The sequence below is a fragment of the Arthrobacter citreus genome, from assembly GCF_038405225.1.
Taxonomy (GTDB): Bacteria; Actinomycetota; Actinomycetes; order Actinomycetales; family Micrococcaceae; genus Arthrobacter_B; species Arthrobacter_B citreus_A.
This window is the reverse complement of the sequence record NZ_CP151657.1, coordinates 3,000,080-3,021,148: the sequence shown is the minus strand read 5'-3', so window position 1 is coordinate 3,021,148 and position 21,069 is coordinate 3,000,080. Positions and strand designations below refer to the sequence as shown.

The following is a 21,069-nucleotide window of genomic DNA, read 5'->3' as shown; positions in this document are numbered from 1 at the left end:
TTACCGGTTTCTCCGCCGCCGCGGGCGAACTTCCACGGTTAGAACGGGTACTGCCGGGGTTCGCGCTGCAGAGTGACCGTGTGGTCGGTGGTGAATTCCCCGATGGCCCACTCGCCGTTGAAACGGCCCAGGCCGGAGTTCTTCTCACCGCCGAAAGCAACGTGGGCTTCGTCCTGGACGGGGATGTCGTTGACGTGTGTCATGCCTGCCTGGACGCGGCGGGCAAACAGGACCCCCGCATCCAGGTTGGAGGTGAAGACCGAGCTGGCGAGCCCCAAATCAGTGGCGTTGGCCAGTGTCAGGGCGTCTTCGGCATCGGCGGCGCGGGTGATGCCGGCGATGGGGCCGAAAATCTCTTCCTGGAAGAGTTCCATGTCCTTGGTGACGTCTGCGAAAACGTAGGGGGAGAGGACCTGTCCGTTGGATTCGCCCTCCACCACCAGCCGCGCGCCCTGCTCCTTGGCGAGCTCGATCTTCTTCTGCAGGCCTTCGAGCTGCTTGGCGTTGATGATCGGACCCACGGTGTTCTGCGGGTCCCGGGGATCCCCGGACTTCAGCGTCTTCGCGTGAGCGGCGAACTTTTCGACAAATTCGTCGTACACGGCGTCTTCGACGATGATCCGGTTCACCGCCATGCAGATCTGGCCCTGGTGCAGGAACTTGCCCATGATGGCCGCCTTGACCGCCTGGTCCACATCAGCATCGGCCAGGACCACAAACGGGCTGTTGCCGCCGAGTTCCAGTGCCACATGCTTCAGGGTGGGGCCGCTCGCCGCCAGCGCACCGAGGTTCTTGCCCACGGGTGTGGATCCGGTGAAGGAAATGAATCCCGGAACCGGGTGCTCAACAAATGCGTCTCCGATTTCGGAACCGGCACCGATGACCACGCTGAGAACCCCCGCGGGCAGGCCCGCTTCTTCGAAAATCTTGGCGAGCATCAGTCCGCCGGTCACCGGAGTATCCGAGGCGGGCTTGAGTACGACGGCGTTGCCCAGCGCCAGTGCCGGTGCGACTGAACGCTGGGACAGGTGCAGCGGGAAGTTCCAGGGACTGATGACCCCGACGACGCCCAGCGGTCCGCGGTACACCCGGGATTCCTTGCCCGGAGTGTCCGACTCCAGGATCCTGCCCGAGACACGGTGCGGGAAGGTGGCCGCTTCCTTGGTGATGGAGCGGGCCGAATCCACCTCGAGGGTGGCCTTGACGACGGTGCTGCCGGCCTCTGCGGCGAGCCAGGCGATGATCTCGTCACGGCGCTCATCGAAAATCCCGGCCGCACGTTCCATGACCTCGCGCCGGGTGGAAGGGGTCAGGGCTGCCCACTCCTGCTGGGCCTTGGCTGCAGCGGTGTAAGCCTCGTCCAGGTCTTCGCGGGAAGCCTGCCGGATGCTCATCAGCTCACTTCCGTCGAAAGGGCTGGTGTCGGAGAGGATCCGCTCGGATCTGCCGTCCCGCCACGTCCCGGCGATGAACTGCTGCGCGGGAATCCAGCCGGTAAGGGCAGGGGCGGACGATTCAACCTGTGTTGTCATGAGCTTTCTCCTTGATGAAATCTCGACGTCTGTCCCGGGTCCAACCGGCCGCTGCGCCGTTTCATTCCCGCAAGAGGCGGCGCACTATGGCCAACGATTGGGGGATGCATCTCCCGGAGTCTCTGGACGGCGGGGAAAGAGGAGACCTACGATACAAGCCACGGCGGATTCCCGAGGGATCGCCTGAAGCACGATGTTCTGGCCGATGTACCCAAGGGATGGCATCCGATGTCGACGCTCAAATACACCACCGATGACTCCGGAACGTTTGTACCTCCGCGCGTCGTCCCCTTGTCCAAGGGCCGGATTGTCGTCAACTGGATCACCTCCACCGACCACAAGACGATCGGCTACATGTACCTGATCGCCTCCTTTGTCTTCTTCTGCGTGGGCGGCGTCATGGCGCTGATCATCCGCGCCGAGCTCTTCGAGCCGGGAATGCAGATCCTGCAGACCAAGGAGCAGTACAACCAACTGTTCACCATGCACGGCACCATCATGCTGCTCATGTTCGCGACCCCGCTGTTCGCCGGCTTCGCCAACGTCATCATGCCGCTGCAGATCGGTGCGCCTGACGTCGCGTTCGCCAGGCTGAACGCCCTGGCCTTCTGGTTCTTTCTTTTTGGCAGCAGCATCGCCGTCGCCGGGTTCATCACGCCCCAGGGGGCGGCGTCCTTCGGCTGGACGGCGTATGCGCCGCTGTCCAACACCACCTTCTCGCCCGGTATCGGCGGGGACCTGTGGGTTTTCGGCCTGGCGCTGTCCGGATTCGGAACGATCCTTGGCGCGGTCAACTTTGTCACGACCATCATTTGCCTGCGGGCGCCGGGAATGACGATGTGGCGGATGCCGATCTTCACCTGGAACACGCTCGTGACCGCCATCCTGATCCTGATGGCCTTCCCGCCGCTCGCCGCGGCGCTGTTCGCGCTGGGAGCTGACCGAAGGTTTGGCGCGCAGATCTTCGATCCCGAGCGCGGAGGGTCCATCCTGTGGCAGCACCTGTTCTGGTTCTTCGGGCATCCGGAGGTCTACATCATTGCGCTGCCGTTCTTCGGCATCATCTCCGAGGTGCTGCCCGTCTTCAGCCGCAAGCCCATCTTCGGGTACAAGGGACTGGTGTTCGCCACGCTGGCCATCGCGGCCCTGTCGGTGACGGTGTGGGCACACCACATGTACGTCACGGGCGCTGTCATGCAGTCCTTCTTCGCGCTCATGACCATGCTGATCGCCGTGCCCACCGGGGTGAAGTTCTTTAACTGGATTGGCACCATGTGGCGGGGATCCATCACGTTTGAAACCCCCATGCTGTGGAGCATCGGGTTCCTGATCACGTTCCTTTTCGGCGGCCTCACCGGCATTATCCTGGCCTCGCCGCCGCTGGACTACCAGGTCTCCGACACCTACTTCGTGGTGGCGCACTTCCACTACGTGGTCTTTGGAACCGTGGTGTTTGCGATGTTCGCGGGCTTCTACTTCTGGTGGCCCAAGTTCACGGGCAAAATGCTCAATGAACGCCTGGGCAAGATCCACTTCTGGATGCTGTTCCTGGGCTTCCACGGCACCTTTATGATCCAGCACTGGCTGGGAGTCTCCGGCATGCCCCGGCGGTACGCGGACTACCTCCCCGAGGACCGCTTCACCGCGATGAACCAGCTGTCCACTGTTTCCTCGATGCTTCTGGGCGCGTCCCTGATTCCGTTCTTCTGGAATGTGTTTGTCACTTGGCGGCGCGGACGCAAGGTGGAAGTGGACGATCCCTGGGGCTTTGGCTGTTCGCTGGAATGGGCAACCTCCTGCCCGCCCCCGCGCCACAACTTCACGTCCCTGCCGCGGATCCGCTCCGAGCGTCCGGCTTTGGACCTGCACCATCCGGAACTGCAGCCCAGGCCCAATGAGGATACCGACAACCCGGCCGTAAAGATGTTTGGTGCCGCTGACATGGGCAGCCAATCACCTAACGACGCGGATCCCCGGAACTAGGTCACCGGCACGGACACCCGGAGCGGGTGCAGTGTTACTCCGCGGCCATTCCCACATGCGGAGGGCGGGCGCCGGGGGGAGTGCCGACACCCCAGCCGTAGGCAAGCTTGTGGGCCTCCAGGACAAAAAAGGTTTCAGTTGCTGAGACCCCGTCTATGAGCTGGAGCCGGTCATACAGAAGCTCGGTGTAATGCTCCAGGTCACGGCAGACAACCTCAACCATTACGTCGTAGGTGCCCGTTGTCAGGACCACGTAGCTGGACTCGGTGAGTCCAGCCAGTTCCTGGCACACCTGACGGGCCTTGCCCGGCAGGCAGCGAACACCGATGAGGGCAAGGCGGTCGAAGCCGATGGACAGCGGATTGGCGATTCCCACAATCTGCAAGGTGCCTGAGTCTTCAAGCCGCTGCACGCGGTACCGCACCGAGGAAGCGGGTATCCCGGTTTCCTCGGCAATTTCCTTGAAGGACTTTCGCCCGTTCAGTTGAAGTGCGGCGATGAGCTGACGGTCAATGTCGTCCAGTTCGGTCATCAGGCTCCCTTTGGCACATGAATGGAGGCAGGCGCCTCCCGGGTTTACGGGGAAAACCGCCTGCTGCAAGCTGGCGGACAAACCGGGACGGCTGTGGTGATGCCTCCGCACCACCACAGCCGTACTGGTTTCACCTTAGTCGAGGTGGATGACGCCGGTGCGAAGGTCGGTCATGTCCAGCAGGGTGTGGACACCGCCGATGCGGCCCCAGCCGGTGCCTTTTCCGCCGGCACCGCCGAACGGCATGTTGATGTCCCACCAGCCGTTCGAATCGTTCACGACCACCTGGCCGGTCTGCAGCTCTTCCATGAAGCGGAAGGCACTCGTCATGTTCTGCGTGAACACGGCCGACTGCAGGCCCAGTGCGTCGGAGTTGGCGATGCGGAGGATGTCATCATCATCCTGTCCAACAATGATGGGCAGCACCGGACCGAAAGACTCTTCCTTGCTGAGCAGGCTGTCTTCGCTGACTCCGTCCACGACGGTGAATTCGTAGTACAGGTCGGTCGGGAAGTCGGTGCTGCGCTGACCGCCCATGAGGATATCGAAGCCCCGTTCCCGCGCATCGGCCATATGGGCGTCCATCTTTTCCGCCACGAGCTGGTTGTTCAGCGGGCCGAGGTTTGTGCCGTCAGCGAGGGGATCGCCAAGTTTCACCGTCGCTTTTGCGTATTTGAGGACTTCCCGCACAAATTCTTCATGGACATCCTGGTGCACGATTACGCGTTCCGTGGCGCAGCAGACCTGTCCGGCGCAGAAGAACGCGCCGTCAACGGCAGCCTTCGCTGCCCGCTCCAGGTTGGCGTCAGCGAGAACGACGACGGGGCCGTTTCCGGAGCATTCCATGATGGACCGCTTCAGGCCGGCGGTCTGCTGGATCTTGGCTGCCGTTGCCGAGGATCCGATGAAGCCAATCGCATCGATCCCGGTATGGGACACCAGCTGGGCGCCAAAAGCACCGTCACCGGGAAGGATTGATACCAGACCCTCCGGAACACCGGCCTCGATGAGGCATTCCATCGCAGCAAGCACGGTGAGCGCGGTGTTCTGCGGCGGCTTGACCACATGGGCGTTGCCGGTGGCCAGGCCCGGAGCGACGAACTCGGCGAACATCAGCAGCGGAAAGTTCCACGGCGTGATGATGGCCCACACGCCAACAGCAGCACGGAAGGTGAACATGCGCTTGCTGGTGTCCGAGGAAGGAATCGTTTCACCGTTGAGGCGGATCGCGTCTTCTGCGTGAAGGTGGAAGAGCTGGGCGGCTTCCTTGACGTCGGCGATCGATTCAGCCAGCGGCTTGCCCTGTTCCAGCGTCTGCAGCCGGGCCAGTTCGTCCACCCGGCGTTCCAGCGCATAACCGATCCCGTGGCAAATCTCCGCGCGCTTGAAGACGCCGATCTTCTGCCAGGCTTCCTTCGCCGCATGAGCCTTTTCGACCGCCAGATCCAGGTCCGCCTCGGTGGGGACCGGAATGGAGGCTATGAACTCTCCGGTGGAGGGGCTGACGACGTCGTAACGCGCGTCGCCGCTGCCATCGGAGTATTCACCGCCGATGAACAACTGTGTGCGGGTGGGGGCAGATACAGCGGTCATGATCTCAGGGCCCTTTCGAGAGGTCTGGAGCTTGGTGTCGTAGATCACTCTAGCCCGGAGGCCCCTAACGTCAAGAGCAAGTGAACGTTAATTTCTTGTTACAAAAACAATAAATTGGGTATCTCTTGACTTTTACAGCAGTTTTGCAATGCTTCTACCTGTCCTACTGGTGGTGACCGAGATGGAGAAGCACGATGGCTGAACAAGTGGCGCTGCCTGAGCAGACAGAGCAGCTACCGAAAAAAATGCGTTGGTTCGACGGCTTTGCAATGTCCATGACCATGCCGGCGGCACTGATCGCCACGCTGGGTGCTTCCGTCGCGGACCTGGGCGGGTGGGGAGCGGCGGTCCTGTGGGCCATTTCCATGCTCATTGCCATGGGCGTCAACTGGATTTACACCGAGCTCGCCACCATGTTTCCGGAGTCTTCCGGGGGCATCAGCCACTACGCGGCCGAAGCGTGGAAAAAGCGCGCCCCATGGGTGGCCCCGCTGGCCAGCGTGGGGTACTGGCTGCCCTGGGGCACCAACCTGGCAACCTACGGTGCAGTGACTGGAGCCCTGGTGCAGGCGCAGTGGTTTCCCGAGTCCACGTGGACGATGGACTTAGGACCCATCACGCTGAACCTGCCGATCGCCATTGGCATCGCCGTCATCCTGTTCATGTACCTGGTGAACGTCATCGGTGTCCGGTTCACGATGGCCTTCGTGTACATCACGGCAGGCATCCTGATGATTCCGCTCTTTGCCTTTATCGTCCTGCCGCTCTTCAGCGGCGAATGGCGTCCGGCGGAGCTGACCTGGAACCTGCACGGAATGGAAGGGCTGCATAAGGCCCTGGTCTGGCTCTACATCATGGCCTGGACGACCTTCGGCATCGAGGTCTGCGCCACCTTTGCTCCTGAATACCGGGATTCGGTCAAGGACACCACCAAGGCCATCAAGGCTGCGGTCCTGTTCTGCCTTGGGGTCTTTTTCCTGATCCCGATCACCCTGGGCGGTTACGCCGGCGAGGCCGCCATCCAAGCAGACCCCGCGACGTTCTTTGTCGACAGCTTCGCCTCGCTCATCGGCGGCGCCGCGGATGTCATGGTCCTGTGCCTGATCGCATCGCTGCTGCTGATCATGACCACGTCGGTGGCAGATGCATCGCGTGTCCTCTTCATGATGGGCAAAACCGGCATCACGGTCCGCTCGGTGGGGAAGCTGAACCGCAGGGGCGTTCCGATCCGGGCACTGAACGTCATGCTCGTTCTCAACATCGTTGTTCTGGTGGTGCTCCAATCGCCCCTGGCGATCATCGTCACGGGAAACCTCGGCTACATCCTTACCCACATCTTCGCGGTATCGGGCTTCTTCATGCTGCGGAAGGACAGGCCCAATGCGGTCCGGCCGATCAAGCTCGCCCGGTGGTTCGTGCCGCTCTCGCTTTTCCTCACGGCGTTCATGGTCCTCATCCTTGTCGTAGGCGCCACCGGCTTCTCCGTCACCGGGTACGGGGGATACAAGGAGCTGGCCATCGCCCTGGGCGTCCTGGCCACGGGAGTGGTGATGTGGTTCTTCGTGCAAAAGAGCGATGCCCGGAAAGCACAGGAATCCGAGTCCCCCACCCGCTAGAAAGGAAACGACGTGCACTGGTTTCTCCTGGCTGCGGCCATCGCCGCCGAGATAGCGGCCACAACCCTCCTGAAGGTATCCGCCGGGTTTTCCAAGCCTGCCGCCAGTATCGGGACGGTCCTGGGATACGTGCTCTCGTTTTATCTCCTCAGCCTGGTTCTCAAATACGTTCCGCTCAGCATGGCGTATGCGATCTGGTCCGCAGCGGGCACCATCGCCATAGCGCTGATTGGCGTGGTCTGGTTCCAGGAACGGCTCACCGCCCTGCAGTTGACCGGCATCCTGCTGACCGCTGCCGGCGTGGCCCTGATCAACCTCGGCGCAGGCTCCGGATCCGCTGCCCCTGAGGCGGGCAGCGGCGTCGGGCACCACCTGCATCACTAATCCGCGCAAACGGGACCGGACGTTTCGCATGCCGGTCCCGGCGCGGTGATACAAAATGAAAGAAAATCAATGAGTATTTACGAAAGCACGTCCGACACCTTCGACCCCTCGGTCATCGATGCATCCCTGAAAGGTGCAAGCAACATCCCGTACTGGCTGGACGACCCGGAGCGTCCGGCTGCGCTTCCGTCGCTGGAAGGCACTGCTGACACCGATCTATTGGTGGTGGGCGGGGGCTACTCGGGCCTGTGGACAGCCTTGATGGCCAAGGAGAGAGATCCTGAGCGGCCGGTCATGCTGCTGGAGAGCCAAACCGTGGGATGGGCCGCGTCAGGGCGCAACGGCGGGTTCTGCGAAGCGACCCTGGTGCACGGTGATTCCAACGGACGGCAGCACCTGCCCCAGGAAAACGATCTGCTGCGGACCCTCGGGCTGGAGAACCTGCGTGAGCTCGCGGAGACCATCGACCGCTATGGCATTGACTGCGACTTCATCTATTCCGGTGTCCTGAAGGTAGCCACCGAGGAACACCAGGTCCAATGGCTGCGGGACGAAGTCACGCTCCATCCCGAACTGGAATTCCTGGACCGGAGCCAAGTGCGGGCCAGCGTCCAATCGCCCGTCTACTGCGCGGGACTGTGGGACCGGGAAGGGGCCGCAACACTGAACCCGGCAAAACTGGCGTGGGGCCTGCGCCGGGTTTGCCTGGAGAAGGGCGTGATCATCCATGAGAACACCCACGCCACTGAGATCCAGGACGCAGACGGGAAAATGCTCGTCAGCACCAGGGCCGGCGGGGTGGTGGCCAACCGGGTCGCGTTGGCGACTAACGTTTTCCCGTCCCTGCTTAAACGCCACCGGCTCCACACGATCCCGGTTTATGACTACGCGCTGATGACGGAACCGCTCACCGAAGACCAGCTTGCGGCGCTGGGTTGGAACGATGACCAGGGAATTGCAGATCTGAACAACCGCTTCCACTACTACCGCAAGACAGTGGATGCCACGGGCGCCACGCGCATTCTCTTCGGCGGTTACGACGCCGAGTATTACTTTGGCGGCCGGGTGAAACCGGAATACGACCAGAATTCCGAGACGTTCCGCAAACTGGCAGCCCACTTCTACTTCACCTTTCCCCAGCTTGAGGGTGTGAGGTTTTCCCACGCATGGGGAGGGCCGGTCGATTCCTGCAGCAGGTTCTTCGCGTTCTTTGATACAGCCTTCAAGGGCAGAGTGGCCTACACCGCCGGCTTCACCGGCCTGGGCGTTGGAGCAACCCGATTCGCCGCCAACGTCATGCTCGATTTGCTCTCCGGCGACACAACACAGCGCACCGAATTGGAGATGGTCAAGAAAAAGCCCCTTCCCTTCCCGCCGGAACCTGTTGCCTGGGTTGGGGTGAAGCTGATGACCCACGAACTGGCCCGGGCTGACCGCAACCAGGGCAAACGCGGACTCTTCCTGAAGACGATGGACTCGCTCGGGATGGGGTTCGACTCGTGAGCGCGGCAGAAAGCGCAGCGGTCCACCCACGAACAGGACTGGAGGCGGGACAAGCGCTGGATATCGCCTCGATACTGCTGGACCACCAGCCGGTTGCCCCGGCCCAGGACGGAGGCGGAACACCCACCACCGGGGTGCAGCCGCTCGGACGGCTGGCGGACTCCGAACTTGGTGTTTGGGAGCTGAGCGCCGGTACCATGTACGACGTCGAAGTAGACGAAGTCTTTGTGGTGACGGCGGGCAGGGGCCTCCTGATCATCGAACCGCGCGGGGATCTGCCGGAACAAAGAACCGACCTGTACCCCGGCGTCGTCGTGCGTCTGAGCGAGGGGGTGCGGACAACATGGATCATCACCGAAGCGCTGCGCAAGTTCTATGTCCTTCCCCGTGCACCGCGGGTCACCACCGAAAACCCAGGGGCACACTAATGATTTCCTTTCCATCAGGACACCAGCACATCGGCGGCGGCTACCGAAGGGGGACCGGGGCCACCGTTGCCCGGGTGAATCCGGCCACTGGCCGGGAGGCTGAGCGTATCGAGTACGCAACAAGCCGGGACGCCGACGACGCGGTGAAGGCGGCGGCTGCGGCGTTTCCCGCCTGGTCAGCCCGCACCCCCGGCGAACGGTCGGATCTGCTGCGTTCCTTCGCCTCGGGTCTGGAGGCCCAGGCGCAGGAACTGGCGGAGCTGGAAACCGCGCAAACCGGTAAAACCCTGCGCATGTCCACGCAGTTCGACGTTCCGGGCACCATCGATAACACCAACTTTTTCGCCGGAGCCGCACGCCACCTGCAAGGACTCGCCGCAGGTGACTATGCCGGAAAATCGACCTCCATGATCCGCCGTGAAGCCATCGGCGTTGTTGCCTCGATTTCGCCGTGGAATTACCCGCTGCAAATGGCGGCCTGGAAAATTCTTCCGGCAATAGCGGCGGGAAACACCATTGTCCTCAAGCCCAGTGAACTGACGCCCGGCACTTCCCTGTTGTTCGCCCAGATAGCAACCGAAGCGGGAATTTCTCCCGGTGTGATCAACGTGGTGGTGGGTGACGGACGGGAAGTGGGAGAGGCGCTGATCCGGAACCCTTCGGTGGGAATGGTCTCCTTCACCGGGTCCACCGCGGTGGGACGCCGCGTCATGGAGCTGGCCGCTGAAGGCGGTAAGCGCGTGCACCTGGAACTTGGCGGCAAGGCGCCGCTGATTGTGTTCGATGATGCCGATGTGGAAGCTGCAGCCCATGGCGCCGTTGCCGGAGCAACCATCAACGCAGGCCAGGACTGCACGGCTGCAACCCGCGCCTACGTCCACTCCTCGCTGTTCGATTCGTTCACGGCCCGTGTGGCAGAGCTGATGGACAATATGGTGGTGGGAGATCCCCGGCAGGATGACACCGACATGGGTTCCCTCATCTCGGAAACGCACCGGGAAAAGGTCGCTTCCATGGTGCTCCGTGCTGCCGACAGCGGGGCACGGATTCTGGCCGGCGGATTCGCGCCGGACATGGCAGGGGCGTTCTACCGTCCCACTCTCATCACCGGAGCAGCCCAGGACAGCGAAATCGTGCAGGACGAGATTTTCGGACCGGTGCTCGTGGCGCTTCCCTTTGACAGTGATGACGAAGCGCTGGCGCTCGCCAACGATTCACCGTTCGGGCTGGCGGCCTCGGCGTGGACGAAAGACGTCAACCGGGCGATGCGGGCAGCGGCGGAAATCCAGGCGGGGTGCGTGTGGATCAACGAACATATTCCGATCGTCTCCGAGATGCCGCACGGAGGGTACAAAGCATCGGGGTTCGGCAAGGACATGTCCTCCTACTCCTTCGAGGAATACACCAACGTCAAGCACGTGATGATCTCCCATGACACGGCGGTGCACAAAGACTGGCAGGACACCGTCTTTCGGCAGCGCCCGTGACCTTGCGGCCGGCGGAGCAGCAGCCGATCCGGTCCGGGAACTGAAAGGGAACTAAAAAGGGAGCTAAAAAGACCGGCGGTGCGGGGAGCAGGACTCCCGGCACCGCCGGTCTTTTGCATTAGATCCGCACTGCGGTCCGGGTTACCGGCCGCTGAGGCAGATCAGATACCGTGCCCACTCCAGCGTGTACCGGAGCCAGCCGCGGACGTCCCACCAGTGTTTCGGCGGAACCGGAGCCTTGCAGACAGGTGCCGGCGGCTCCACCGGTGCTGCCTCGACGGTCACCGGAAGCGTGACCGTGGTCCCGGAGGGAGCTGCGGTCAGCACCAGCGTTCCCGCGCCGGACGCCGACGCCGGAACCGTCACGCTGACATTGGCCGCACCGGCAGTGACCGGTGCGGTGCCCAGTGCGGTGGCGGTGCCCGCCGCATTGACCCAGTTCACGGCCAGCGCCGTGTTGGCCGGGCTCCCCAGCGATGTCAGGTCCAGGCCGGAAACCGTGAAGGAAACGGCTGCTCCGGCTGCCGCTGTTGCCGGGGCACCCTGCGCCACAACGCCCTGGCGGGCGAAGTCCGGTGACAGCGGACTGTTGGCCTGGATGTAGCTGATCCAGGCATCGCGGTCCACGAGCCCGGAATCTCGGGTGTCCGTGCCCTCGGCGAAGACACTGAAGTTGTCGCCGCCCTGGGCCAGGAAGCTGAACGTACCCACCCGGTAAGCCCGGGCCGGATCGAGGGCTTCACCGTTTACGGTGACTGTTTGGATCCGCGACCCCGCAGCCTGCGCCGGGTCGTAGGTGTAGGTGATGTTGTCCGACAGACCCAGTGCCAGGAACGGACGCGAGCCGCCCTCCGGCTGCCACTGCTGCTCCAGCATGATTTTCACCTGGGCTCCGGTGAGGGTGGTGGTCCAGAGATTGTTGACGAACGGCAGCACTGCGTTGGCTTCGGCGTACGTGATCACGCCGTCGTCGCCGTAGTACAGCTCGGCCCGCAGCCCGCCGGGATTGGTGACGCCAATTTCGGCGCCGCCCCGCTCCGGCGAGGACAGCGTGCTGAGCAGGGAATCAGCCACCAGGTTGCCCAGGGCGGATTCCGAGCCGCGGTCATCGCGTGAGGTTCCGGTAAACGCCGTCGTAATGTCGGCGGTGACGGACCCTACGGGCTCGTTGCCGACCTCGGCGGAGTAGGCCAGGGCAGCATCAACAATGGACTTGACCTCGGCAACCGCGGGGTAGGCGGCAACCAGCGACGCGGCGCTTTCCGTGGTGCGTGGAACGTTGGTGGCCGTGTAGGAGAGGACCGCGTCAGTGGCCGGGTTGTAGTCCAGGTTGATCTGGCCGATGAACTCGCCGTAGGAACCGGTCTGCAGCACGGGACGGGTTTTGCCCTCGACGCCGGGAACGGGTGCGTCCCAGGCGTACTGCTTGTGCGTGTGGCCGGTGTAGATGGCGTCCACCAGGGCGGTGGTGCCGTTGACGATTTCGGCGAAGGCGCCGCCGGCGGCGAGCTCCTGCTCCAGCGACGCGCCGTCGGGAGTGCCGGCGCCGGCACCCTCGTGGTACTCGGCAATAATGACGTCCGCCAGACCCTCAGCCTGAAGCTGCTCCGCCACCCGGTTCACTGCTTCCACCGGATCGCCGAACTCCAGCTCGGCGATGCCGCCGGGGCTGACCAGCGTGGCTGTCTCCTCGGTGATGGCGCCAATGACCGCCACTGAAACACCGTTGACGTCAAGGATGGTGTATTCATCCAGCGCCGGTGTGGTGGTGCCCTTGAGGTAGACGTTTGCGCCGAGATACGGGAAATCGGCAGCAGCATCAACGCGCCCCGTGAGATCCGCGAAGCCGGCGTCGAATTCGTGGTTGCCCACTGCTGACGCCCGCAGACCCAGCGCGTTCAGGACATCCAGGGTGGGTGCATCCTGCTGGACTGAGGAGGCAAACAGGGAGGCACCGATGTTATCGCCGGCTGAGAGGAACACCGAGCTGCCCTCGGGGGCAGCTGCTTTGAGCTGTTCAACAGTGCCGGCGAAATTCACGGTGTTCGCGTCAATCCGGCCGTGGAAGTCGTTGATGTTCAGCAGGTTCAGCTCTTCGGTTTCCGCTCCGGCAGGGCTCAGATCCAGTCCAATAAGGATCGGGTCATGGTCCGAGGAACGGTAGGCGTCCGGAGCGTAGTAGTTGGTGACGTTGGTGTTGAAGCGGCTGTATTCCAGAGCCACCGATTCCACGGAGTTGATGTTCCAGATGTCGGCTCCGGTGACGGCCTCGGCCGCCTCCGGAGAGGCCAGAATGTGGTCGAGGGATCCAACCAGGCCGCTGAAGGCGTAGGAGTGCTTGCCTGTGGCCTTGCCCAGGTTCACATAGCCGGCGTCTGCCAGCACCTTCAGGGGATCCTCGGCTGCGTAGGAGTTGAAGTCGCCCAGCAGGAAGACCTTCTCGGTGCCGGCGGATTCGGACACGGTGTCCGCGAAGGCAGCCAGCGCCTGTGCCTGCCGGACGCGGTCGGCGTTCCAACCGCCCTGGCCGGTATCGGCGTTCTCACCGGATGCAGGCGCCGAACCCTTGGACTTGAAGTGGTTGCTGATGGCCAGGATGGTGGAGCCATCCTCGATACCTGCGGGCTTGAACGCCTGGGCCAGCGGCTCGCGGGCATTGGAGAACACCGTTTCGTCATTGAGGATGACGGAGTCGCCCACGGGCTCGGCGGTTGCGGTGCGGAAGATGAACGCGGTACGGATGACGTCTTCGTTGTCGGGCAATGCGGCGGGGGAGCGGACGTAGTCCCAGGTGCCGGGGGCCTGCTCGTTCAGAGCAGCTGTCAGGTTGGCCAGCGCGTCGTCACGGTCCTTGCCGAAGACCGCGGAGTTTTCCACCTCCATGAGGGAGACGACGTCGGCGCCGAGGGCGTTGATCGCGGCCACGATCTTGGCCTGCTGGCGCTCGAAGTTCTCCGCGTTGGCGGCACCGCGGGCGTCGCAGCCGCCGCGCACGGTCAGGGGTGCGCCGGCGCGGTCGGGGTAGAAGGTGCAGCCGGCGATCGAATCCCCGGTGGTGCTGAAGTAGTTCAGGACGTTGAAGGAGGCCAGCTTCAGGTTGCCGCCGACACTTGCGGGAGCCGCAGTGCGGGTGGCTTCGAACGAGGCCGGAGTTACCTCCGGCGCGTTGGCGGCGGTGAGCGCGGTCAGCGGCTGGAATTTCCAGGCGCTGTTGCGGAAGTCCAGGATGACCGCGGTGGAGAAGGTGGCTGCGGCTCCGATCCGCACCGGATTGTCCAGGGTCAGGTACGGCAGCGGGATGCCCTGGTTTGCGGCGCTCAGGAAGTTGGTGCTCGCACCGTCGTCGAGCTTTACCGCCCGTGCCGCGTTGTCGGCGACGACGGCGGCGTGCTCGGGGGTGCCCACGGGCGCCACCGCGGTGGGCTGGACCAGCGGTGCGTCACCGGCGGCCAGGCCGATTTCGGCGTACTGATTGAGCGAGTAGTTGTCAGTGACGGTGAAGCTGCCCTGCGGTGCCAGGAGCATGCCTTCGAGGGTTTCGCGCTCCGCATCGGAGGCGGGCCAGGCCACGCTGGCGGGCTTGATTTCCTCGGCCGGCTCGGTGAGACGGGACATGTTGCCGGCTGCGACCGTGAGCTGCGTGAGTCCGTAGTACTCGCCGACGGTGCCGGTGACTTCCACGTAGTCGCCTGCGGTTACGGAACCGACAGTGTCAGCGGAAAAGACAAAAATGGCGTCCGACGCCGTGTGGCCGGCCGGGTCCAGTGCGCCGCCGGTTCCGGGGGTCTGGATGTAGTACCCGTTGAAGCCTCCGGTGGGATAAACGCCGGTGACCTTGCCGCGGGTGGTGACCGTCTGGCCAACCAGCGGGCTGGCGTCGGCTGTGCCCTGGATTTCGGCAATGGTTACCGGACCTGCAGGCGGGTCGACCGGTTCGGTCGGGGAGGGAGTGGGTGTGGGGGTCGGCGTGGGATCGGGCTCGACCGGTGACGAGCCGCCGGTGCCGGTGGGAGTGACGGTGGCGCTGAGCGTGAAGTCCGCGGCGTTGTTGTTCGAATCAGCGAACCCGGTCCGGTTCAGGGACTTCGGGTCGGCGTTTCCGGCCGGCGCAGCGGCTGCAGCGGTTTCAAAGGTGTTGGATGTTCCGTAACCGAGCAGGTCCACCACGCCCGGGGTGGCGCTGACGGAACCGGCGGGCAGCGGATCCACCCGCGTGGCCTGGTTGGCGAGGATAAGGGTGCCGCCCGAACCGCTGAAACTGGCTCCGATGCTCGCATCGGCGTCGGGCAGCTGTGCGCCCGTCGCGCCGTTGGACGCTCCGGACACCAGGTAATAACCGCCGGCGGGAATGGTGCCGGCGAGGGCTCCGATTCCGGTGGGTGCCGCCGTCGAGCCCGCTGACCGGTACTGCAGCGACCAGCCGTCCAAGCTCACCTCTTCGTCCGTGGGGTTGTACAGTTCCACAAATTTGCTGGCAAAGGGCGCGTTGGCGCTGCCTCCGCTCAGATAAGCCTCGTTGATGATGATGCCGGGGGCAGCTGCGGTGCTGTCCTGGGCGTAGGCCGGAAGCGCCGTCATCGGGGCCGCCAGCAAGCCGGCCGAGAGGGTTGCTCCCAGGGCCGCCTTCCAGGTTGAAGGTCTCATGCCTCATGCTCCTTGGTCAGCTGGTACCAGCCGACGGTAAAAGCCGCCGGGCAGCCGGCGGCGAGGGGGGGGTAACGCGAGTGACGTGAGTAATAGTATGTGTCGAAGGTTACGAATGGGTGACCTGGAGGTGGACTGGTTGGCAGGCCTGGCGTCGAGGGTCCAATAATCTTCCGGGGAACAAGGGAGCCGGCAACCCCATGGCTGCGTGCACTTCGTTTTCGTGCGACGGCTCAAAGACGCGCCCATCCTGGGCCGCAAATTCCGATAAGGGTGAATTGTTTCCCCTGCGGAACAAAGCGGGGTTTCGGTACACGGGATTCGGCACAGGAGATGGGAGGAATGTGCAGGCAAAGCGAAGGGCGCGCCGCCCCCGGATTCGAGTGGCAACGCGCCCTGCATTATTTCCTGTGCGGAAGGTAAGGGATTCGAACCCTTGGTACGGGGTTACCGCACACTGGTTTTCAAGACCAGCTCCATCGGCCGCTCGGACAACCTTCCCCACTAGTAGTCTGGCAGAAAGGTGCAATTCACCAAAATCTGATCTAACCCCCTGGAGGACAGAATGAGAGCAGTTGTCATCACTACGCCCGGAGGCCCGGAAGCTCTGCAGGTACAGGAGGTGCCGGCACCGGTGCCCGGACCCGGGGAAGTCCTCATCGATGTGACGGCAGCGGGCCTCAACCGGGCGGATGTCCTGCAGCGCCAGGGCCGTTACCCGGTGCCCGCCGGCGCCTCGGAGTACCCGGGCCTGGAAGTGTCCGGCCGCATTGCCGCAGTGGGCACCGGAGTGGAGGGCCTCGACGTGGGGGCCGACGTCGTCGCGCTGCTGACGGGAGGCGGCTACGCCGAGCAGGTCAACGTGCCCGCAGGCCAGGTCCTTCCCGTTCCCGCCGGCGTCGACCCCGTCACCGCGGCGTCGCTGCCCGAAACAGCGGCCACGGTTTTCTCCAACCTGTTCATGGCGGCCGGAGTCGCTGAGGGGGACCACGTCCTGATCCATGGCGGCGCCGGCGGCATCGGGACCATGGCGATCCAAATGGTGGCCGCGTTCGGGGCCGTGCCCCTGGTGACGGCAGGCTCGGACGAAAAACTGGAACTGGCCCGGTCCCTCGGCGCGCAGGTGCTCATCAACTACAAAAACGAGGACTTCGTCGAGCGGGTGCGGGAAGCCACGGACGGCCGCGGCGCCGACGTCATCCTGGACGTCATGGGCGCCAAGTATCTGCCGCGCAATCTGGAGGCACTGGCGGTCTCAGGGCGGCTGGTCATCATTGGGCTGCAGGGCGGCACCAAGGCTGAGATCGACCTGAACCTGGTGATGCGCAAGCGGCTCGCGGTCATCGGAACCACCCTGCGGTCCAGGCCGCCGGAAGAGAAGGCCGCCATCATGCAGGCCGTCCGCAAGTACGTGTGGCCGCTGGTGGAAGCGGGCAAAATCCGTCCGCTCGTGGACAGGACGTTTCCCCTGGCCGACGCGGCTGCCGCCCACGAGTACTTCGATTCCGGCCGGCACACCGGCAAGATCCTCCTGACCACCTGAGCATGCTGTGGAGTGCATCACAGATGCACTGCTAATCTCGGTGGCAAGAGGCGGGCTTTTTCGTCTCCCGGGCCGGTTTCACTGCCGGCCCCTCCGAGTCATTACCGCAAGCAAAGGGAAACCCCCATGAGTGAGAATCGCCGGCGCCGGGCCGCCCCCGGACAGCCTGAGGACAGTGACGTCCTGGTGCAGGATCCCGATCTTCCGCCGGTTGCGGTGGACCCCGAAACAGCGGACGCCGAAGACCGCCACTGGACACCGCTGAAGATCGCCATCTGGTCCGGCATCGCCCTCCTGGGCGGCGTCAGCTGGTACATGCTGGCACTGGTCCGCGGCGAAACCGTCAACGCCATCTGGTTTGTCTTCGCCGCTGTCTGCACCTACTTCATCGCGTACCGCTTCTACTCCAAGTTCATTGAGCGCAAACTGCTGCAGCCCAATGACCGGCGGGCCACTCCCGCGGAGTACAAGGCAGACGGCAAGGACTATGCCGCCACGGACCGCCGCGTGCTGTACGGCCACCACTTCGCCGCCATCGCCGGAGCCGGACCCCTGGTGGGGCCGGTCCTGGCCGCCCAGATGGGCTATCTTCCCGGCACCATCTGGATCATCATCGGCGTCGTCCTGGCCGGCGCCGTCCAGGATTACCTGGTCATGTTCTTCTCCATGCGCCGCGGCGGACGGTCCCTGGGCCAGATGGCCCGCGAAGAGCTGGGCCGGGTGGGCGGCACCGCAGCCCTGATCGCCACGCTGACCATCATGATCATCATTGTCGCCATCCTGGCGCTGGTGGTGGTGAACGCCCTCGCGGAAAGCCCCTGGGGCGTCTTCTCCGTGGGCATGACCATTCCGATTGCCCTGTTCATGGGTGTCTACCTGCGCTTCCTGCGCCCGGGCAAGGTCACCGAAGTGTCCATCATCGGCTTTGTCCTGCTGCTGCTGGCCATCATCGGCGGCGGCATGATCGCCGACACCGCACTGGGCGACGCCCTGACCCTGGACAAGACCGTCATCGCCTGGGGCATCATCATTTACGGCTTCATCGCCGCTGTGCTTCCGGTGTGGCTGCTGCTGGCACCGCGCGACTACCTCTCCACCTTCATGAAGGTGGGCACCATCGTGATGCTGGCGGTCGCCATCATCATCGTGCGGCCCGAAATCACCGTCCCGGCCATCAGCGAATTCGCCTCCGCTGACAATGGCCCGGTGGTGGCCGGCCCGCTCTTCCCCTTCCTGTTTGTCACCATCGCCTGCGGCGCCCTGTCCGGGTTCCATGCCCTGATCGCCTCCGGCACCACGCCGAAGATGATCGAAAAGGAACGCCAGACCCGCTTCATTGGCTACGGCGGCATGCTGATGGAGTCCTTCGTGGCCATCATGGCCCTGGTTGCAGCCATCTCCATTGACCGCGGCATCTACTTCGCGATGAACTCCTCCGCAGCCGCCACCGGCGGCACCGTGGAAGGGGCCGTCGCCTTCGTGAACAGCCTGGGCCTGGCCGGCGTGAACCTCACTCCGGACATGCTCACCAACATGGCTTCAAACGTGGGCGAGGAATCCATCGTCTCGCGCACCGGCGGCGCGCCAACCCTCGCCGTCGGCCTGGCCCAGATTATGCAGAGCCTGATTGGCGGCTCCTCGATGATGGCGTTCTGGTATCACTTCGCCATCATGTTCGAAGCCCTGTTCATCCTCACCGCCGTCGACGCCGGAACCCGCGTGGCCCGGTTCATGCTGCAGGACTCCATCGGCAACTTCATTCCGAAGTTCCGCGACACCGGCTGGCGAACCGGAGCCTGGATCTGTACCGCCGTCATGGTGGGAGGTTGGGGCTCGATCCTGATCATGGGGGTCACGGACCCGCTCGGCGGGATCAACACCCTATTCCCGCTCTTCGGCATCGCCAACCAGCTGCTGGCAGCCATCGCCCTTGCCATCTGCCTGGCGATCCTGGCCAAGAAGAACGTCTTCAAGTACATCTGGATCGTGGCGCTCCCGCTGGCCTTCGCGTCAGTGGTGACCATCACCGCCTCGATGTACAAGATCTTCAGCCCGGTTCCTGCCGTTGGCTACTGGGCGCAGCACAACGCCTTCAAGGGCGCCCTGGAGCGCGGCGAAACCAGCTTCGGCACCGCCAAGACCGTGGAGGCCATGGAAGCCGTGGTCCGCAACACCTTCATCCAGGGCACGCTGTCCATTGTGTTTGTGACGCTGGCGATCATCGTCATCATCACCGCGGTCATTGCCAGCATCCGTTCGTTCCGTGCCGGCGGTTCTCCCAGCGCCGAGGATCCGGCGGTTGCTTCACGGATGTTCGCACCTGCGGGGTTCCTGGCAACCCCGGCTGAAAAGGACATCCAGGCCCAGTGGGATGCGCTGCCCGCGGACCGGAAGGTTGTCCGGAAGGCACACTCGTGAGCACGGGCACCGTGAAGGACGGGCTGCGCGGATTTGTGCGGTTCTTCAGGGACGTCATGGGGGAGGACGCGTACCAAAAGTACGTCACCTTTCACCAGTCCTCCGGCTGCACTTCAGCGCCGCTGACGGAGCGGGAGTTCTGGAAGGACAAGATGGACCGGCAGGACTCCAACCCCGAGGGCCGCTGCTGCTAGGGCCGCTCCCGGGCCGGCGTCCGCTGCATCAGTAGCCACCGGTGACGACGACGGCGGCACCCGCCTTGGGTGCCGCCGTCGTCGTCGTTGGACCCGCCAGCGGTGTTTTGTGTTGTTTCGTGACCAAGCCTTGAGCGCTGCCGGGCCCGGTGCCTACGGTGAAGCATGGGAAAGCACAACAAAAACTCCAGTGACCTGCCAGAGGACGAGCACCTGCGGGAAGACATCAGCCTGCCGGCCCCGGAGCCGGACAACAAAGACGAGCATCTGGCCGACGACATCAACATGCCGGAAGAAGAACGCCTGAGCGGACCGGAATTCGATGACCGGCACTACACAGCCGGACAACTGAACGCCGGACAGCAGGTGGCGGGACTGAGTCCGGACGGAGAATACGCCGAAATGCGGACGGAGGAGCTGGAAAGCTGACCCGGCACCCGGTTATGAACCCCAACCATGAGAGCATTAATGCATGACTGACGAGAACGGATCCGCCGCCCGGCCGGATGTAGCGCCTGCGCCCGGTTCCGACACAGCATCACCCTCCTCCAATCCCGGCACACGTGAAACGCCGTCCAGCAACCCGCCGGTCAGCACGCGGGCAGCCGGCGACTCTGCCCCCGGGGATACCAACGCCCCTGCAGTGCCCAACGACGGCGGCACTGACTCCGGAAAACACGGCCACAGAGGCGACGGCAGCTCCGGTCCTGCGAAACTCCGCGACCTGGTGGATGAACCCGCCAAGGTGATGCGGATCGGCACCATGATCAAGCAGCTCCTCGAAGAAGTCCGGAACGCCCCGCTGGATGACGCCGCCCGCAACCGCCTGGCGGAGATCCACGCACGCTCGCTCCGCGAACTGGAGGACGGACTCGCACCGGAACTGGTGGAGGAACTCCACCGGGTGAATCTTCCGTTCCTGGATGACAGCGTGCCCACTGACGCTGAACTGCGGATCGCCCAGGCCCAGATGGTGGGCTGGCTTGAGGGGCTGTTCCGCGGCATCCAAACCGCCATAGCGGCGCAGCAGACCGCCAACCAGCAAATGGCCTCCCGGCTGCAGCTCCGGCAGCTGCCGCCCGGCACAGTGCTGGCACCCGGCGTCGTTATCGGTGACAACGGCGAGCCCCGGCGCGCCGATCCCTCCGGACCATCCCGTTCCTCCGCCCAGCCCGAGCCGCACGCCGGCCCCGGCCAGTACCTGTAGGACCC

15 protein-coding genes and 1 tRNA gene are annotated in these 21,069 nt (G+C 64.0%); 11 read left to right on the top strand and 5 right to left on the bottom strand.

Features of this window, described 5'->3' with window-relative positions; genetic code table 11:
* Nucleotides 1-38: 38 nt before the first annotated feature.
* On the bottom strand, nucleotides 39-1,532 hold the full coding sequence (locus AAE021_RS13870) for an aldehyde dehydrogenase family protein (RefSeq protein ID WP_342022915.1): 1,494 nt from the start codon (nucleotides 1,530-1,532) through the stop codon (nucleotides 39-41).
* 228 nt (nucleotides 1,533-1,760) lie between these two features.
* Between AAE021_RS13870 and ctaD the strand changes: the two genes are divergently transcribed.
* Entirely contained in the window at nucleotides 1,761-3,515 is a 1,755-nt protein-coding gene (ctaD, locus tag AAE021_RS13865) for a cytochrome c oxidase subunit I (protein ID WP_342022914.1), read from the top strand.
* 34 nt (nucleotides 3,516-3,549) lie between these two features.
* Here the strand turns inward: ctaD and AAE021_RS13860 are convergent, their stop codons facing one another.
* Complete coding sequence (locus AAE021_RS13860; protein ID WP_342022913.1) at nucleotides 3,550-4,047, bottom strand: Lrp/AsnC family transcriptional regulator; 498 nt, start codon at nucleotides 4,045-4,047, stop codon at nucleotides 3,550-3,552.
* Nucleotides 4,048-4,182: 135 nt separating this feature from the next.
* On the bottom strand, nucleotides 4,183-5,640 hold the full coding sequence (locus AAE021_RS13855) for an aldehyde dehydrogenase family protein (RefSeq protein WP_342022912.1): 1,458 nt from the start codon (nucleotides 5,638-5,640) through the stop codon (nucleotides 4,183-4,185).
* A 194-nt stretch (nucleotides 5,641-5,834) separates the two neighbouring features.
* Here AAE021_RS13855 and AAE021_RS13850 point away from each other — a divergent pair, with 194 nt between their 5' ends.
* From AAE021_RS13850 to AAE021_RS13830, 5 genes are all read left to right on the top strand, one after another.
* Nucleotides 5,835-7,256, top strand: a complete 1,422-nt coding sequence (locus tag AAE021_RS13850; protein ID WP_342022911.1) for an APC family permease — start codon at nucleotides 5,835-5,837, stop codon at nucleotides 7,254-7,256.
* Between the two features lie 12 nt (nucleotides 7,257-7,268).
* Nucleotides 7,269-7,640, top strand: a complete 372-nt coding sequence (locus tag AAE021_RS13845; RefSeq protein ID WP_342022910.1) for a multidrug efflux SMR transporter — start codon at nucleotides 7,269-7,271, stop codon at nucleotides 7,638-7,640.
* 69 nt (nucleotides 7,641-7,709) lie between these two features.
* The gene (locus AAE021_RS13840) at nucleotides 7,710-9,143 is read left to right on the top strand and encodes an FAD-dependent oxidoreductase (RefSeq protein WP_342022909.1); all 1,434 of its coding nucleotides are present in this window, start codon (nucleotides 7,710-7,712) and stop codon (nucleotides 9,141-9,143) included.
* Entirely contained in the window at nucleotides 9,140-9,571 is a 432-nt protein-coding gene (locus tag AAE021_RS13835) for a cupin (RefSeq protein ID WP_342022908.1), read from the top strand. The genes AAE021_RS13840 and AAE021_RS13835 overlap by 4 nt, the downstream gene beginning before the upstream one ends.
* Nucleotides 9,571-11,058: an aminobutyraldehyde dehydrogenase gene (locus tag AAE021_RS13830; RefSeq protein ID WP_342022907.1), complete on the top strand. Its 1,488-nt coding sequence runs from the start codon at nucleotides 9,571-9,573 to the stop codon at nucleotides 11,056-11,058. Before AAE021_RS13835 ends, AAE021_RS13830 begins: the two co-directional genes overlap by 1 nt.
* A gap of 141 nt (nucleotides 11,059-11,199) precedes the next feature.
* Here the strand turns inward: AAE021_RS13830 and AAE021_RS13825 are convergent, their stop codons facing one another.
* Both AAE021_RS13825 and AAE021_RS13820 read right to left on the bottom strand, forming a co-directional pair.
* Nucleotides 11,200-15,702: an ExeM/NucH family extracellular endonuclease gene (locus AAE021_RS13825; protein ID WP_342022906.1), complete on the bottom strand. Its 4,503-nt coding sequence runs from the start codon at nucleotides 15,700-15,702 to the stop codon at nucleotides 11,200-11,202.
* 413 nt (nucleotides 15,703-16,115) lie between these two features.
* A tRNA-Ser gene (locus AAE021_RS13820) sits at nucleotides 16,116-16,203 on the bottom strand.
* A gap of 64 nt (nucleotides 16,204-16,267) precedes the next feature.
* On the opposite strand from AAE021_RS13820, the gene AAE021_RS13815 reads away from it, so the two are divergent.
* The 5 genes from AAE021_RS13815 (at nucleotide 16,268) to AAE021_RS13795 (ending at nucleotide 21,064) form a co-directional block, all read left to right on the top strand.
* The gene (locus AAE021_RS13815; RefSeq protein ID WP_342022905.1) at nucleotides 16,268-17,245 is read left to right on the top strand and encodes an NAD(P)H-quinone oxidoreductase; all 978 of its coding nucleotides are present in this window, start codon (nucleotides 16,268-16,270) and stop codon (nucleotides 17,243-17,245) included.
* Between the two features lie 126 nt (nucleotides 17,246-17,371).
* Complete coding sequence (locus AAE021_RS13810) at nucleotides 17,372-19,663, top strand: carbon starvation CstA family protein (protein WP_342022904.1); 2,292 nt, start codon at nucleotides 17,372-17,374, stop codon at nucleotides 19,661-19,663.
* Complete coding sequence (locus AAE021_RS13805; RefSeq protein WP_342022903.1) at nucleotides 19,660-19,857, top strand: YbdD/YjiX family protein; 198 nt, start codon at nucleotides 19,660-19,662, stop codon at nucleotides 19,855-19,857. Before AAE021_RS13810 ends, AAE021_RS13805 begins: the two co-directional genes overlap by 4 nt.
* A 165-nt stretch (nucleotides 19,858-20,022) precedes the next feature.
* On the top strand, nucleotides 20,023-20,286 hold the full coding sequence (locus AAE021_RS13800; protein ID WP_342022902.1) for a hypothetical protein: 264 nt from the start codon (nucleotides 20,023-20,025) through the stop codon (nucleotides 20,284-20,286).
* 43 nt (nucleotides 20,287-20,329) lie between these two features.
* On the top strand, nucleotides 20,330-21,064 hold the full coding sequence (locus AAE021_RS13795; protein WP_342022901.1) for a bacterial proteasome activator family protein: 735 nt from the start codon (nucleotides 20,330-20,332) through the stop codon (nucleotides 21,062-21,064).
* Nucleotides 21,065-21,069 lie beyond the last annotated feature (5 nt).